Genomic DNA, 14804 nt, shown 5'->3' with positions numbered 1-14804 from the left:
TAGAAAACTAAAAATATATTGAGAATTTTTTTATATTTGTTGAATTGAAATCAAGATTTGTTATGAGAAAACTATATGCTATCGTATGTTTAGCTCTTTTGTCAAATGCATACAAAGCACAAGAAACATTACCATACTACCAACAATATCTTTTAGATGGTGAGTTTCTGTTCAACCCTGCACAATACGGAAAAACAGACAACGTGCAGCTCAATCTTAACTATCAGCAGCAATTTTCGAAGTTCAGTGAATCTCCTAACGTACAATCGGTAGGGATCAACGCGAACATCTTTGATAGAGTAGGTGCGGGTTTATCCGTGTTCAGAGACAGTAACGGTCCTATTTCGGCAGGAGGTATTACTGCGGGTGCTTCCTATTTTATTCCTCTCAGCAGCGAAGGAGACCGGAGAGACCAGTTCTCTTTCGGTACCAGCGTAAGCTTGTATAACATGAATTTTGATTATTCAAAAATTAATACCCAGGATGCTTCAGACCCTTTATTACAGGGAAGCGAGAGCAACATCTTCATGGCTTATGCCAACTTCGGGGCACAGGCGACCTACAGAAATATCTTCGCCGGAGTTTCCGTGAACGATATCGCGATTACCAATGATGAAGCCATCATCAACGGACGTGAGCCTTCTCCCATCAAATTCTTCCTTAACTTAGGATACGACTGGCATTTTGCAGACAATATGTATGTAACACCATCCGTATTGATCAACCTGAATACCAATTCCACAAGAACGGTGGACGGTAACCTGATGGCTACCTTCTTCAATGATATCAATTCCTTCTCTTTCGGGGTTAGCTACCGTTCGGTTCAGAACCGTTTCGACAGCCAGCAGCTGCAGATTGCACCGGTAGTGAAAGTAAGATTCAACAAATTCATGATCGGAGCCACTTACAACCTCGGGTTATCTGATATCCAGGAATACGGCGGAAACAGCTTCATGATCGGGTTAGGATATAACTTTGATAACTTCATTAATCACAGAGGTTATAGATATTAATCAATTTAATTTAAATACATTTGAGCTCTGAAATTTTCAGGGCTTTTTTTATGATCTATATTCACATCCCGTTTTGTAAGCAGAAATGCAGCTATTGTAATTTCCATTTTTCGACCTCCCTGAATTTCAAGGATGAAATGCTGGCGGCCATGAAAAAGGAAATTTTCCTCAGAAAGGATGAGCTGCAGGATAAAAGCTTACGGTCCCTTTACTTCGGTGGCGGAACCCCGTCCCTTCTTTCTCCGGATGAAATACAATCGCTGATTGATGAAATCTTAAAATATTTCAGTTTTGAAAGGGACATCGAAGTTACACTGGAAGCCAACCCGGACGACCTGGATAAGAATTTCCTGAAGGAACTTTCGCGATCCCCGGTCAACCGGCTGTCTATCGGGACCCAGAGTTTTTTTGAGGCTGATCTGAAACTCATGAACCGTGCGCATACGGCCGGTGAGGCAGAAGATTCCATTAAAAGGGCCCAGGACTTTGGTTTTGAAAATCTGAGCATCGATCTGATCTACGGATCACCGACCTCCAATCTCGGAATGTGGAAAGAAAACCTGAACAGGGCCGTTGCTCTTGAAGTTCCGCACATCTCTTCCTATGCATTGACGGTCGAGCCTAAAACAGCCCTGGAAAACTGGATTGCCAAAGGAAAAGTCATCAGCCCCAAAGAAGAAGAGCAGAATAAGGAATTCTATTACTTATCGGATTTTCTTAAGGATCATGGATTTGAGCATTACGAAGTTTCCAATTTCGCCAGACCGGGCTTTTACTCAAGGCATAATGCTTCCTACTGGAAATATAAAGAATACCTTGGCATCGGCCCGTCTGCCCATTCCTACAACGGATCCGATATCCGGAGCTGGAACGTGGCAAATAACGCCCGGTACAGCAAAAAGCTGAGCGGGAATCTTCTGGCTAAAGAAGAGGAAATCCTTTCTATGGAAGACCAGTTCAATGAAATGATCATGATCGGCCTCCGTACCATCTGGGGCGTTGACATGGAAAGCCTTGAACAAAAATTCAATGACAGGATCCTGCAACATTTCCGGCATGAAATCAGACAGAAAATGGACGGAGGATTGCTCACCATCGAAAACAATCATCTGAAAATTCCGGAGAAGCACTGGTTTATGGCGGATGGCATTGCTTCCGACCTTTTTATGGTGTAGCCCGGAAAATAGAACCGGCAAGCAGCTGAACGGACAGTGAAAAACTTCCGGCTGCCGCTCCGGGCATCCAACAATTTCCGTATTTTTGCATCAAATTTCAGCTTCATTTTGAAAACTAAGAAAAAGAATTATTCGCATCTTTCACCTGAACAGCCGATCGGAATTTTCGACAGCGGGGTAGGCGGTTTAACGGTGGCGAAGGAGATCAAAAGGCTTCTTCCCCATGAAGACCTGATCTATTTCGGGGATACCAAGCACCTTCCGTACGGGGAAAAATCGAAGGAAGCCATTATTGAATATTCTACCAAGATCACCAATTTCCTGCTGACCCAGAACTGCAAGGCCATTGTAATCGCCTGCAACACGGCTACGGCCAATGCACTGACTGAGGTAATGGCCTCCGTGGCAGGAAAAGTACCGGTAATCGATGTCATCAATCCCGTTGCGGAAAAAGTGTCTTATGAAATCCACAACAATGTCGGAGTGATAGCCACCAAAGCAACGGTCAATTCAGGGCTTTATAAAAAGAGTATCCGGAAGCACAATAAGTGGATCCGGGTGGATGAGCTGGCTACGCCATTGTTGGTTCCTGCGATTGAAGAAGGGTTTAAAAACCACCCGATCACCCATGCCATCATTTACAATTACCTGAGCAACAATAAGCTGAAAAATATTGAAACGCTTATTTTGGGATGTACCCATTATCCGTTGCTGATTGATGAGATCAAGCAGTATTACGGGAACCGCGTCCGCGTCATCGATTCCCCGAATATCGTGGCGAATCACCTGAAAAGCATCCTGGACAAGCATCATCTCCTCCGGGAAAGCAACGCCAGCCCGAATTACCACTTCTATCTTTCGGACCTTACCAAGAATTTTGAGAAAATTTCCAAAAAGTTCTTTGGAAAGACCATCGATCTGGAACTGAAAGTGCTATAAATAAAAAAAGCTGTTTCAAATCATTGAAACAGCTTTTATAATATAGGCACTAATCCCTTGGCAAACCTACCCGGAAATATCCTTTCTCATCTTTTTCTATATCGATATATAAGTATTGAAGTTTTGATATATTAATGGCTCTCCTGTTTCATCTGAGATTATTAAAAAATCTGAATTATCCATTGAAGAAATTATTCTTACTACCCATACCGGACAAATTTTGCCTTTATTATTACCTGAAATAATTTTACGTTTTTCTTCAAAAAAAACTCCATCAATACAGTTGTCAAAATAGGATTTACTATCTAAATCTTTCATAATTTCTTGTGCTTTTGCCAATATTTGTTCTTCTGTATATTTCATATTTCTAAAGTTTCTTTATTATTAATGGTTGGCCTGCTCTTTCTCTTTCTCTTTCATAATTCACGTATCTTAATGCGTGTTCTAATTCTTCTTTTGTCTAGAGATGTCTTTGTTTCCAGATTTCTTCAAACACATAAGTTTCCCTTTGCCAGAGTAGTAAAGTATGATAAATTTCTTTTATTTCTTCCAGATATTTTAAATGTGATATTTCATGAAAAATCAGATATTCCGTTGGTTGAGCCGTTAAGATAATCTGTTTGTTATGATGATCAAATAATCCCGCATATCCTTCCCGGAATCATTGATCTGTATATCTTCCTTCAGGATGGTTTGTAAATATAGGACTGAAAAAATAGAACCACTCTTTCCAGAGTGGCTCAGATATATTAAATATTCACAGGATCAAAAAATCCGTCCTGATCTTCTTCTAATTGTAATAATTTATTTTTATTCTTTTTATATAATTCAATATTCTCTTCAATAGAAATAGCTGTCATCATTTTATACATATTTAAAGTTTCTCTTTCAACTATAATTGGTCCGTTTCCGAATAGAAAATTAGAGTAATCATCTTTGATATTTTTTATCTGCCAGTGAAATACCCATCCAAAAGGATATTCTTCAGTTTCATTATCATATATAATAATGTCTGGTTTTCCTTTATTATTCCATACTATTAATTGATTTTGATAATCTACAAAACGCTGCATTTTTTCTTTTGCTTGCTCTCTGGTATACATAAATTGCGATTTTAATTTGTTGATAAAAATTTATAATAATCATATACTAATTTTGCACGATTGCCTGTTTGCCCGTCAAGATATTTGATTACTCCTTTCTCATTTACTACATTGAAAACATGCCCTTCATTTTTTCCGTTTTTAATACCGGCAACTATACCTCTTTTGCCTGGTTTTAAATCTTTTACCAGACTATTCAAATCCGTTGTCCATTCTGAAAATTTTGCTTTAAATTCAGCTTCCAAAACTATTGGCGCAGTGCCTTCTTCAAAAGAAGCATAGTTTTCCCATTTTCCATTTCTAAATCTTCTTTGTACAGTGTAGGGCAATGCTGAAGCCGGTCTTCCATCTAACGTAGCATCAACTGCTATGGCACAATTTGCACAATTATATCTCCTTTCTTTTAAATTAATTTTCCAAAGTGAAAATAGTTTTTTATTTGTACCGCCAACAACTACTTCTTCTAGCTGTATTTCCGTTTTCCAGAAATTGTTTTTTAAGAAAGCACCTGCTTCGCCGGCATCTCTTGTCGTAATGAATTGACCTTTATAATAAATCTCATACAGGTCATCTCCTGCTTTTTTAACTGAGATTTGTCTTTTGTCCAGCTGTTCCAGGATGTATTCTACATTGGCATCTTTTCCCAGGAAGGGTTTCAAAAGCTTTTTTAATAACCCGTTTTTTTCACCAGCCAGAACCACTTCTTCAATAACGTTACCCGGATTCCTCAATCTGTACGTCTGGAGTTCTTCTACTAGCTTCTCCAGCTGCCTGGTAAAAGTAAGATAATTTCCTTTTATGTTTTTTAGATTTTTTATTTTATCCAGCAGGGCGGGGCCATGGGTGAGTATTCCTTCCATCATCACTACACTTAAAATTCCTGCTCCCACCAAAGCATAAATGGTGTCCCAGTTTTCCACAAACCATTTTCCGCCGGGCAGATCAGCAACCCATGTTTTTACGTCATCATCCATTAAGGCCAGATCCATGCCTGCCATGCCGAGATCTGCAATCGCCAGTACGGAAAGGTTCCCGGTAAGCCCCATCGTTACAAATCCTGCAATAATGGCCAGGATATCTCCGCCGACGCGGATGTTCTGCATGACTTCCGCCCATTCTTCCTCATCTGCAATGGCCTTGATGAACAAAGCAGTAACCAGGTTTGCTTCTTCCTGTCCTTTATCAATAAAATGAACAAGGTGCATAGGATGGTAAAGATAGCCGGGATCTACATTTTCAGTAGATGTCCGGGTCTGTTCCGTTGTGCTTCCTCCTTTTCCGAATTCATCGGTTTCCCGTTGTTCGACAGTTTTTGTAACGGTTCTCTTCTGCTGCAGGAAAACGGCATCCTTGTAATCAAAATCCCAGTCGAAGCTCAGGATTCCTTTGATGGTGTTCAAGGTATCGTTAAGCTCCAGGATGTTACTGTCTATAAAATAGCCGTTGCCGTGTAAAAGTGCATTTTTGGTGGTCTTATTTTTAGACCGGACATCTCTCTGGGCAAATGCATTCAGCACGGAGGCAAAAAGGATACGATTGGACGTAAGCTTTCCCAGTACTTCTGAATGCCCGTCCAGATTATCATAGATTTCGGTAAGCAATTTCGGGTTTTTCCAGAAATAGTCTGTGGCTTCCTGGAATTTCCTGAACATGCCTGTTACTTTTATTAAAAGCGGAGTCGTATCTTTTGTCCAGCTGAACCATCCCGTATCATCTTCTTTTGCCAGTATCCTCAGATGGTTAACCACGACATCCGTGGGAATGTGAAGCTTCATGATAAAAGAAGCAGGAAGGTCTCCGTACACTTTATATAGGTCATCTGCCGTTGCAGAACCCTTCAGGAAATACGTAAACTCCCTAATAAAGAATGACGAAGCATCATAGTCGGTTTCCACATTTCCATAGCCCATATAGAGCAGCAGGTTTTTATATTCTTCAAAAGTGTGGGTATTGAGTTCTATGGCATCCCGCCCGGTGTCTTCATACCGGAAGGTAAGGGAATAGGTAAGCCGGCCGTCTTCATCAAAAAAAACTTCCATCAGGGGTTTATAGACGCCCATGCGCTGGGAGAATTTTACTGTTCCCTTTTTAAGATGAAGCTTTGCCGAAAGGCTGATGTGCTTCCTGCCGTCCATGATATAGTTCTGGGCTGTATCATTGAAGTATTTTTCAGGTACATATTGCATGTATTCTCCTCTTCCGCCACTGTAACTGACTTTTATATCGCCCAGTAATCCGGTAAGGTTAATATATTCGTCATTTTTAATACCGGTTGTTTCTGCGTCCTGTATTTCCAAAGCCTGCCGGAAAGGATGTATATCTCCTTTGAATCCTTTGCTTACTTCTTCGAAAGACAGGATCTTAAATCCGGATAAATCTCCGAATCCGTCATCGAATTTTTCCATTTCTTATTTACATTTAAGTTTTTTACTCATTCTGAAGCAATGTAAATGCGGGTAACGACAAAACTTGTCGTATCTTTTTTTATCATGGAAAAAATAAAAGCTGCCTCATTTAGGCAGCTCTGTATTGATAGGGCAGGTGCTGTCAGGTTTACATTTCCACAATCACTTTTTCCCTGTCCAGTCGTGTCTTCGGCGTATGTGCCGGCTGGTTCGTATCTTCTTCCGATCTTGTTCCAACCGTTACGGCGAAAAGGGTTTTATACTGGGAATTTCCGATGATGGCATCGTATTCATCATTTTCAATGCCTTCCATCGGGGTGGAATCAAGACCCATTTCCGCACAGGCCGAAAGCAATACGCCCAATGACAGGTAGACCTGGTGCGCCATCCATGACTGTATGGCGGTTTCGCCCTTAGGCTTTACGAAGTTTTTATAGTAATTCACGGAGCCTTCAGGAAGCGTGCCCTCAATCCGGCGCTCAAAATCCTCAGGATTTTTCAGGACCTGGAAAATGATCAGGAGCTGGCTGTTATCCACTTTCTCTTTATTCCAGTAAGAAGCTCCGGCAAATTTTTCCCTGTTTTCCGAAGTGTTGTTTACAAATACGAAGTTCCAGGGCTGGCTGTTGATGGAAGACGGGCTCAGATGCAGGATGTCTTTCAGCTGCTGAACGGTTTCTTCACTCAGATCTCCCTGCGGATTGTATTTTTTTACCGTATACCGCGATTTCATTTTTTCTAAAAAGCTCATAATTTGTACTATCTTTTTTATAGTTGCAAAACTAATGTATGTTATTTGTTTTTGCAATAACGGTACAATATGATAGTATAAAATAGTAAGGCGGTGTACACTATTACATCACCGAATGAGCCCGGAGAAAATCACGCAATCTTCAGTAGAACAGGTAAGACAGCTGCCGGCACATGAAAAAGGATCCCGTAGAATAGGGATTATATGAATGAGGAGGCCGGAAACCGATGCTCAGAAAACAAAAAATCAGGAAAAATTCCTTATTATTCTGCTGATTCTGTGAATGCTGTTTCTTCTTCCCTGTTGGGCCTGAAGAAGCTGAAGCTGACATTGCCATACTTCCGGGTATCCGTCAGGTTCGGGTGGTCGAATTTCATCCGGCTCTGGTGCTCGATGATGAGGACCCCGTTCTCTTTCAGGTATTTATTGTTCAGAACAAGAGAAATAATCTCGTGGTATTTTTTTTCTTCCGTTTCGAAAGGAGCATCCGAAAAGACGATTTCGAAAGATTTCCTGTTACGGAATTTCTTCAGCCAGTCGAACACGTCGCCCCGCTGAACGCTTACCTGAAGACTGAAGCCCAGTTCGGAAGCGGTGGAATTCAGGAAGCTGGTATGCTTGGGATTCATTTCCACGGAAGTTACATCCTGGCATCCCCGGGAAGCAAATTCAAAACTGATGGATCCGATGCCTGCGAACAGGTCCAGGACAGCAATTGACTGCATGTCATACGTATTCTCCAGGATACTGAAAAGCGCTTCCTTCGCAAAATCCGTAGTGGGCCTTACCTCGAAATTCTTCGGCGCGGCTATTTTTTTGGCTTTCCATTTGCCTGAGATGATTCTGTACATAGTAAGTGTAAATTTGTAGATTAAAGCAACAGACTGCCGGATCCGGCGCTCTGATTTCAGAATCTAATTTAAGATAAAATTTTTGTTTGGAACGTTATCAAATACAATTTTAAGGTTCTTCACGAATTTCCGGAGTTCCGAAATAAAGGTTTCGTTCTCTGTGGTTTCCCCGTATGCGAAAAAGGTAGTTTCATGGATGCCGAACCCGATTTTGCTTAAGGTAAACATCACGAAATACAGGAAGTCCACTTCAGAATTTACATCCAGGTTGTTATACAGGATCATTTTTTTCTGGTCGATGGCAAAAAATTCGCACTGGTTATGGTAGAGGTTGATATGGATTTCCTTGGTATTCCTGTTACTGATGGAATTCAGGAATTTTTCGCCGGAAAAATTGAATTGTACCGGTACAGCCAGTTCCTTTATTTTCTTATAAAAATTTTTCGGAAAAGTGTAATAGAACTGAATCCTGAATTTTTCATTGATGGAAAGCATCAGTTCTTCTTTTTCCTTATCTACCGGCGCATTGAAGGCAATCAGGTCAAAACCTGCTTCGTGTTCGGAAAATCCTTCCGGCATCAGGGTAAAATGGTTGAGTGCCGAGATCACGTGTATTTCATCATACCTTTGTTTCAGCAGGGCATTTTCCAGCGCATCGGCAATGAGGTTCTCCGGAGATTCTTCATCCACGAAATACGATTTTTCTTCCGTAATGCTCTTATTGGCAGCAATCTGGTAGGTTAATCCGTCTTTGGTAAAAAGTAAATTGAGTACGTTCATATTTCTATTCGTGCAAATTTAGTGAAATTCTACCATTACCGCACCGGATTGATGATGAAGTATTTCCTTATTGTAAAAATCCAGCCCGGTCTGGCTTTCCAGGACATCCCATACCATTCGCTGCAACACGCCGTCTCCGATGCCGTGAACAATTTCCAGTCTCTTCAGATGGTTCTTCCGGCAGAAGCCCAACGTTTCCAGCAGCCGTTCCTTCTGGATGAAAAGCCGCTCAAAGCTGTCATAGTCATGCGGATTCTTTACCAGGTGATGAAAATGGAGGTCCAGCACCAGAGGGTTCCGCTGATGCTTTCTGGAAATGGCTTTCTGAGGTTCCGCTTTTCTTACGACCTGCATATTTTCATACAGTGAAGAAGTCTTCGGCACCAGCTGGCTTTTTTCATACTGGTACGTAAAGCCATATTCATCTTTGAAGACTACAACACTTCCGTTCACCGAAGTTATTACTCCGCTTAAATCTTCATCCACTACAGAAACACGATCACCTATTTTCATCTATTTTCCAAACTTCCGGAACCGGGAACCCGTCCCGCTTCCTGCTATTAAACATTAATTTCAAATTTTCAATGGTAAACCTTAAATCCTGACTGTTGATTTTTGAATCCTGAATTATACATTGTAAGACTTCGGTCCCAGTTCAATCACTTCCAGATCCCTGATTTCAGAACCGTCAATCACAAACCGCATCATGGTGCGCATCTTATGCCAGCCCTGCTTTCCGCAGGCCCCCGGATTCAGGTGCAGCAGGCTGTTTTTCTGGTCATGCATCACCTTTAAAATATGGGAATGCCCTGAAATAAACAGTTTTGGGGCTTTATCCGCAATTTCTGCCTTTGCCAGCGGGGTATATTTTCCGGGATAACCGCCGATGTGGATCATCAGCACTTCCACTTCTTCACAGGTAAAACGGCTGACTTCCGGAAACCCGGAACGGATTTTTGCATCGTCGATATTTCCGTAAACCCCTTTCAAAGGCTTGATTTGTTCAAGCTGCTCAACCACTTCCATACTTCCGAAGTCACCGCCATGCCAGATTTCATCGGCCTGGCCGGCATATTCCAAAATCCGTTCGTCCATATAGGAATGCGTATCGGAAAGAAGCAGGATTCGTGTCATAGATAAAGGATTATATGAATACCCGCAAAGGTACGATCAATTTTCTGTTATTAAAATATTTTGACAGCGAGATGCTGTCCCGGAACAGCAGCAAACAATACGCCGTACAGAAAGAATGTAAAAGGAAAATCAGGGATAGACATACGGGGAGAAATTAATGCTGGCATTTAACCGGGTTATTATTACATTTGGGAAAAATTTAAAAATGAAGCAGAAACTTTCTTTTTTCTTCCTGTTGGTGGCCGTTGGAGTAGCCCAGGCCCAGGTGGAAGAGAAAAAGCTGGATGAACTCATCCGGAATACCTTACAGACTTTTGATGTGCCGGGAATGTCCGTAGGGATCATCAAAGATGGAAAAACAGTATATTCTAAAGGCTTCGGGGTACGTTCCCTTACCACGAAACAGCCTATGGACGATGCCACACTTGTAGGGATTGCTTCCAATTCCAAGGGCTTTACCTGCACTGCACTGGCCATCCTGGCAGACGAAGGAAAGCTGGACTGGGACGACCGGGTTTCCCAATACATTCCGGAATTCCGGATGTACGATCCCTACGTTTCCCAGAATGTTACCATTAAAGATCTCGTGACCCACAGGGCAGGACTGGGGCTGGGGCAGGGAGACCTGATGTTCTTTCCGGAAGGAGGAAACCTGACAGTGAATGATATTGTCCGTAATGTACGCTATCTGAAGCCTGAAAACCCGTTCAGGACTACTCTGGACTATAACAACATCATGTTCATCGTAGCCGGTGAGGTCATCCACAGGGTTTCCGGAATGAGCTGGGCAGATTTCATCGAACAGAAAATCATGAAGCCGGTCGGCATGGCATCCAGCGTTGGCAGCTATAGCAGGACAAAGGCGGTCTCTAATAAAATCGATGCCCATGCTCCGGTAGACAGAAAGGCCGTTGCTGTTCCCCATGACTGGAATGAAACCGCCAATGCGGCAGGAGGAATCATGAGCAACATCAAAGATATGACGCTCTGGGCAGAATTCCTGCTGAATAATTTCACGACCAGAGACGGGAAAAAACTGGTGTCGGACCGAAACGTCCAGCAGCTGTGGAGTTTGCAGATCCCGTCCGGCATAGCTCCCAAAAACCCTTATGATACCAATTTTTACGGATACGGGATGGGCTGGTTCCTGAGCGATGTGAAAGGTCACAGGCAGGTTCAGCATACCGGAGGGCTCATCGGGACGGTAACGCAGTTTACGCTGATTCCGGATATGAAACTCGGGATCGTGGTCCTCACCAACCAGCAGTCCGGGTCAGCTTTCAATACCATTACCAATACCGTGAAGGATTCCTATCTGGGCATCGCCGACAGGAACTGGCTGAAGACCTATGGTGACAGGATGAAAAAGGCAGAGGAAATGTATGAAAAACAGAAGAAAGAAGCGCTGGCAAAATCAGAGCTGTTCAAAAAGGAAAAGAACCTGCAGCCGAAAGCGGAACAGTTTACCGGCACCTATCATGACCTATGGTTTGGGGACGTGGAAATTATGCCGCAGGGCAATTCCTACAGGATCCTGTGCAAAAATTCTCCGAGATTAAAGGGGGAGCTGCTTCCGTATTCCAATAATACCTTTATCATCAGATGGGATGACAGAAGCTATGATGCCGATGCCTATCTTATTTTCGATTATGATGAAACCGGAAAAGCACAGTCGGCAAAAGTAAAACCGGTTTCCGATATAACCGACTTCAGCTTTGATTTTGAAGACCTTGATCTGAAAAGGAAATCCTGATCTGAGAAGGAAACATGATACAATCAGGAAACCCCTGATGGTCTGAACAGGCTCCGGCCTGTTTTTTTATGAACTTAATTGATGGGTCAGGTCCCATCTAAATTTTTCCGGGCTCATAGAAGAACAGCAGTCTTTTGTTGGCACCGGCAAATTCGGACCATGACTCGCAGTCGACTTCAAAACCGGCAACCCCGCAGGTGGGAAAATGGAAAATGTCTTCGGAAATGGAATTGGCAAAATTGGAAATGCCGTTGTTATGGGAAAAAAAGGCAACAGACTGAACCTGATCGTCCAGGTCGTAGATCACAGATTCAAAATTGCTCTCCGAAGGATGGTATAGCTTTTCATCCGTAGAAATGCTGAGCTGGTACGTACGGTTGAATACCTCGCAGGTAGTAAGGGCGCGCAATGCCGGGCTCGATACAAAATAATCAATGGCCACGTTGCTGTTTTTCATGAATGCGGACATGCGTTCGGCCTCTTTTAATCCTTTGTCTGCCAAAGGCCTGTCAAAATCTTCTGTCTCTTCCGGCCAGTCGCTTTTGGCATGCCGTACGAGGATGAGTTGCTTCATATGAATTGGGTTTAAAGAATAAAAATATAAAAAAAATGGCGGAATAAAAACAGGATTCTATAAAAAAAACAGGGTGGGGAATAAAATCATTAAAATTTACTAAATTTGCAGACTTATGGGACAAATCCTTGCGATCGATTACGGAAAAGCACGTTGCGGTATGGCCGCAACCGATGATATGCAGATCATTGCGAGCGGTCTTGATACGGTAGCCACTTCATCGGTCTTGCTTTTTCTGAAAAAATATTTTAATGAAAATATCGTGGATGAAGTCGTTATCGGCCTTCCCACAGACCTGAAAGGGAATGCTTCCGAAGTGGAGACGGACATTCTGAAGTTTATAGCGCTCTTCCGGAAAGAGTTTCCGGAAGTGGTGGTACACCGTTTTGACGAGCGTTTTACCTCAAAGATGGCATCGTTTTTCATTTCCCAGAGCGGGAAAAACAGGAAGCAGCGCCAGGAAAAAGGACTGATAGATAAAGTGAGTGCAACCATTATATTGCAGAATTTTTTAGAACAGAAAACAAAATGATATTACCGATAAGAGCATTTGGAGACCCCGTGCTGAGAAAAGTAGCCAAGGATATCGACAAAGAATATCCCCATCTTCAGGAACTGATTGACAATATGTTTGAAACGATGTACAGTGCGAACGGCATAGGGCTGGCCGCACCGCAGATTGGCCTGGATATCCGCCTGTTCGTGATCGATGTTTCACCGCTTGCAGAGGATGAGGATTATGAAGACATTAAGGAGGAGCTGGCTGAGTTTAAAAAAGTATTCATCAATGCCCAGATCCTTGAAGAATCCGGCGAAGAATGGAAGTTCAACGAAGGCTGCCTGTCTATCCCGGATGTACGGGAAGATGTGAAAAGAAAGGAAACCATCGTTATCGAATATTATGACGAAAATTTTGTGAAACATACAGAAACTTTTTCCGATATTAGAGCCCGCGTAATTCAGCATGAGTATGACCATATCGAAGGCATCCTGTTCACCGACCACCTGAGCGTCCTGAAAAAGAAGCTGGTGAAAGGGAAACTGAATAAAATCACGCAGGGAGACGTCAACATCGGCTATAAGATGAGGTTCCCTAAATAAATAAGTAATAAGGATAAAAAAAATTAAAAACAACAAGCGCAAAACGCTGCAGGCGGATTGCAGGATTTACAAAAAATAAAATTATGCTGTTAGAAAAAATAATTTCAATCTCCGGAAAACCGGGACTTTTCAAATTGGTTTCCCAACTGAGAAACGGATTCATCATTGAAGATGTAACCTCCAAAAAAAAGGTAAGCATCGGAAACTCAAGCCAAGTGAGCCTGTTGGATAACATTGCCATGTTTACCGTGGACAAAGAAGTTCCTTTATTTGAAGTGTTTGAAAATATTGCTAAAAACTACGATTATAAGGAAGCTATTCCGCATAAGGCCGGCGAAGCTGAGCTGAAAGAATTCATGACGGCGTCTCTTCCGAACTATGATACCGAAAGAGTATATGCTTCCGACATTAAAAAACTGGCCCAATGGTACAACATCCTTCAGAAAGCAGGGTACATCACGCCGGAAAGCTTCGTAAAAGCAGAGCCTGAAACCTTAGACGGCGAACCTGCAACTGAAGAAGTAAACGTAGAAAAAGATGCGCCTAAAAAAGCAGCCCCAAAAGCTGAAAAGCCAGCTGCTCCAAAAGTAAAAGCCACTTCCGCAGCCAAAGCCGCTCCGAAAAGCACGCACAGAAAACAGGGATAATTGATTTATCTTTTTAAAATATAAACCTCATCAGATTTGATGAGGTTTTTGCTTTTGGAAGGTTTGTAATATTGCCATTCTCTGAACTTCTTTAGGCGAACTTATTTACTCTTAGTAAACTATATTCAAAAACAGTCTTCATTAAAAGTGTGTTCTGTAAGAATAAAACGGTGGTTTTGTGAGATTTTTAAAGTTGTCGGATCTGATCACTTTATTTTTTAAATATATTTTCTCAAAATATCGTATCACTAAACAAAGTTTCATAAATTTACAAAGTATGAGTTTAATGTAACAAATTATGAAAATTGGATATGCGCGGGTTTCAACCAGAGACCAGAATTTAGATTTACAGATTGAAGCACTTGAAAAAGCTGGATGCGAAAAAATTTACCAGGAGAAAATTTCCGGTACAACAAAAAATCGTCCGGAGCTAGATAAGATGATCGAACAATTTCGAGAAGGTGATGAACTTTATGTTTGGAGACTGGACCGACTAGGAAGAAGCCTGAAAAATATTATTGATCTGGTTTTAAGTTTAAGTGATAAAGGTATCATCATAAAAGGTATTACAGATGGAG

General features: G+C 42.0%; 17 protein-coding genes and 1 pseudogene. 8 read left to right on the top strand and 10 right to left on the bottom strand.

The annotated features are described in order from the left end of the window. Positions 1-62: 62 nt before the first annotated feature. From QZ735_RS04665 to murI, 3 genes are all read left to right on the top strand, one after another. Positions 63-1013, top strand: a complete 951-nt coding sequence (locus QZ735_RS04665; RefSeq protein WP_294244874.1) for a type IX secretion system membrane protein PorP/SprF — start codon at positions 63-65, stop codon at positions 1011-1013. Between the two features lie 50 nt (positions 1014-1063). After that, on the top strand, positions 1064-2188 hold the full coding sequence (gene hemW, locus QZ735_RS04660; RefSeq protein WP_294244871.1) for a radical SAM family heme chaperone HemW: 1125 nt from the start codon (positions 1064-1066) through the stop codon (positions 2186-2188). Between the two features lie 108 nt (positions 2189-2296). Then, on the top strand, positions 2297-3127 hold the full coding sequence (gene murI / locus QZ735_RS04655; protein ID WP_294244868.1) for a glutamate racemase: 831 nt from the start codon (positions 2297-2299) through the stop codon (positions 3125-3127). 96 nt (positions 3128-3223) lie between these two features. Here murI and QZ735_RS04650 read toward each other — a convergent pair whose 3' ends face one another. The 9 genes and pseudogenes from QZ735_RS04650 to QZ735_RS04615 form a co-directional block, all read right to left on the bottom strand. Further along, the gene (locus QZ735_RS04650; protein WP_294244865.1) at positions 3224-3490 is read right to left on the bottom strand and encodes a hypothetical protein; all 267 of its coding nucleotides are present in this window, start codon (positions 3488-3490) and stop codon (positions 3224-3226) included. A gap of 97 nt (positions 3491-3587) precedes the next feature. Further along, positions 3588-3767, bottom strand: a pseudogene (locus QZ735_RS19495) (zincin-like metallopeptidase toxin domain-containing protein); the annotation flags it as partial. Positions 3768-3876: 109 nt separating this feature from the next. Continuing rightward, positions 3877-4230: a hypothetical protein gene (locus tag QZ735_RS04645; protein WP_294244863.1), complete on the bottom strand. Its 354-nt coding sequence runs from the start codon at positions 4228-4230 to the stop codon at positions 3877-3879. Positions 4231-4241: 11 nt separating this feature from the next. Next, positions 4242-6635 carry a toxin glutamine deamidase domain-containing protein gene (locus QZ735_RS04640; RefSeq protein ID WP_294244860.1) on the bottom strand — a complete coding sequence of 798 codons (2394 nt, stop codon included), beginning with the start codon at positions 6633-6635 and terminating at the stop codon, positions 4242-4244. 148 nt (positions 6636-6783) lie between these two features. After that, positions 6784-7386, bottom strand: coding sequence for a nitroreductase family protein (locus tag QZ735_RS04635; protein WP_294244857.1), 603 nt, complete (start codon positions 7384-7386; stop codon positions 6784-6786). 263 nt (positions 7387-7649) lie between these two features. Further along, a complete protein-coding gene (locus QZ735_RS04630; protein WP_294244855.1) occupies positions 7650-8237 on the bottom strand; it encodes an RsmD family RNA methyltransferase in 588 nt (195 codons plus the stop codon). A gap of 63 nt (positions 8238-8300) precedes the next feature. After that, entirely contained in the window at positions 8301-9017 is a 717-nt protein-coding gene (locus QZ735_RS04625) for a DUF3822 family protein (protein WP_294244853.1), read from the bottom strand. 18 nt (positions 9018-9035) lie between these two features. Continuing rightward, complete coding sequence (locus QZ735_RS04620) at positions 9036-9530, bottom strand: Smr/MutS family protein (protein WP_294244850.1); 495 nt, start codon at positions 9528-9530, stop codon at positions 9036-9038. A gap of 114 nt (positions 9531-9644) precedes the next feature. Further along, positions 9645-10151, bottom strand: coding sequence for a metallophosphoesterase family protein (locus QZ735_RS04615; protein ID WP_294244847.1), 507 nt, complete (start codon positions 10149-10151; stop codon positions 9645-9647). Positions 10152-10356: 205 nt separating this feature from the next. Between QZ735_RS04615 and QZ735_RS04610 the strand changes: the two genes are divergently transcribed. Further along, positions 10357-11904, top strand: coding sequence for a serine hydrolase (locus tag QZ735_RS04610; protein WP_294244844.1), 1548 nt, complete (start codon positions 10357-10359; stop codon positions 11902-11904). A 97-nt stretch (positions 11905-12001) separates the two neighbouring features. Here QZ735_RS04610 and QZ735_RS04605 read toward each other — a convergent pair whose 3' ends face one another. Further along, complete coding sequence (locus QZ735_RS04605; RefSeq protein ID WP_294244841.1) at positions 12002-12478, bottom strand: histidine phosphatase family protein; 477 nt, start codon at positions 12476-12478, stop codon at positions 12002-12004. A gap of 115 nt (positions 12479-12593) precedes the next feature. On the opposite strand from QZ735_RS04605, the gene ruvX reads away from it, so the two are divergent. The 4 genes from ruvX to QZ735_RS04585 form a co-directional block, all read left to right on the top strand. Continuing rightward, a complete protein-coding gene (gene ruvX, locus QZ735_RS04600) occupies positions 12594-13010 on the top strand; it encodes a Holliday junction resolvase RuvX (RefSeq protein ID WP_294244838.1) in 417 nt (138 codons plus the stop codon). Beyond that, positions 13007-13579, top strand: a complete 573-nt coding sequence (gene def / locus QZ735_RS04595; RefSeq protein WP_294244835.1) for a peptide deformylase — start codon at positions 13007-13009, stop codon at positions 13577-13579. The genes ruvX and def overlap by 4 nt, the downstream gene beginning before the upstream one ends. A gap of 83 nt (positions 13580-13662) precedes the next feature. Next, positions 13663-14226 (top strand): DUF5606 domain-containing protein, encoded by a 564-nt coding sequence (locus QZ735_RS04590; protein ID WP_294244832.1) that lies wholly within the window; start codon positions 13663-13665, stop codon positions 14224-14226. A 298-nt stretch (positions 14227-14524) separates the two neighbouring features. After that, positions 14525-14804, top strand: a 280-nt coding sequence (locus tag QZ735_RS04585) for a recombinase family protein (RefSeq protein ID WP_294244829.1), incomplete at its 3' end; no start/stop codon positions are given.

Origin of the sequence: uncultured Chryseobacterium sp., from assembly GCF_913776365.1 — a bacterium.
Taxonomy (GTDB): Bacteria; Bacteroidota; Bacteroidia; order Flavobacteriales; family Weeksellaceae; genus Chryseobacterium.
Note: the sequence above shows the minus strand (reverse complement) of the source record. Positions and strands in the feature narration are given on the sequence as shown.

What these genes read in the sequence shown, in the direction of transcription:
- QZ735_RS04665 (WP_294244874.1), top strand. Translation starts at nt 63, where the DNA reads ATGAGAAAACTATATGCTATCGTATGTTTAGCTCTTTTGTCAAATGCA.
- hemW (WP_294244871.1), top strand. Translation starts at nt 1,064, where the DNA reads ATGATCTATATTCACATCCCGTTTTGTAAGCAGAAATGCAGCTATTGT.
- QZ735_RS04650 (WP_294244865.1), bottom strand. Translation starts at nt 3,490, where the DNA reads ATGAAATATACAGAAGAACAAATATTGGCAAAAGCACAAGAAATTATG.
- QZ735_RS04645 (WP_294244863.1), bottom strand. Translation starts at nt 4,230, where the DNA reads ATGTATACCAGAGAGCAAGCAAAAGAAAAAATGCAGCGTTTTGTAGAT.
- QZ735_RS04640 (WP_294244860.1), bottom strand. Translation starts at nt 6,635, where the DNA reads ATGGAAAAATTCGATGACGGATTCGGAGATTTATCCGGATTTAAGATC.
- QZ735_RS04635 (WP_294244857.1), bottom strand. Translation starts at nt 7,386, where the DNA reads ATGAGCTTTTTAGAAAAAATGAAATCGCGGTATACGGTAAAAAAATAC.
- QZ735_RS04630 (WP_294244855.1), bottom strand. Translation starts at nt 8,237, where the DNA reads ATGTACAGAATCATCTCAGGCAAATGGAAAGCCAAAAAAATAGCCGCG.
- QZ735_RS04625 (WP_294244853.1), bottom strand. Translation starts at nt 9,017, where the DNA reads ATGAACGTACTCAATTTACTTTTTACCAAAGACGGATTAACCTACCAG.
- QZ735_RS04620 (WP_294244850.1), bottom strand. Translation starts at nt 9,530, where the DNA reads ATGAAAATAGGTGATCGTGTTTCTGTAGTGGATGAAGATTTAAGCGGA.
- QZ735_RS04615 (WP_294244847.1), bottom strand. Translation starts at nt 10,151, where the DNA reads ATGACACGAATCCTGCTTCTTTCCGATACGCATTCCTATATGGACGAA.
- QZ735_RS04610 (WP_294244844.1), top strand. Translation starts at nt 10,357, where the DNA reads ATGAAGCAGAAACTTTCTTTTTTCTTCCTGTTGGTGGCCGTTGGAGTA.
- QZ735_RS04605 (WP_294244841.1), bottom strand. Translation starts at nt 12,478, where the DNA reads ATGAAGCAACTCATCCTCGTACGGCATGCCAAAAGCGACTGGCCGGAA.
- ruvX (WP_294244838.1), top strand. Translation starts at nt 12,594, where the DNA reads ATGGGACAAATCCTTGCGATCGATTACGGAAAAGCACGTTGCGGTATG.
- def (WP_294244835.1), top strand. Translation starts at nt 13,007, where the DNA reads ATGATATTACCGATAAGAGCATTTGGAGACCCCGTGCTGAGAAAAGTA.
- QZ735_RS04590 (WP_294244832.1), top strand. Translation starts at nt 13,663, where the DNA reads ATGCTGTTAGAAAAAATAATTTCAATCTCCGGAAAACCGGGACTTTTC.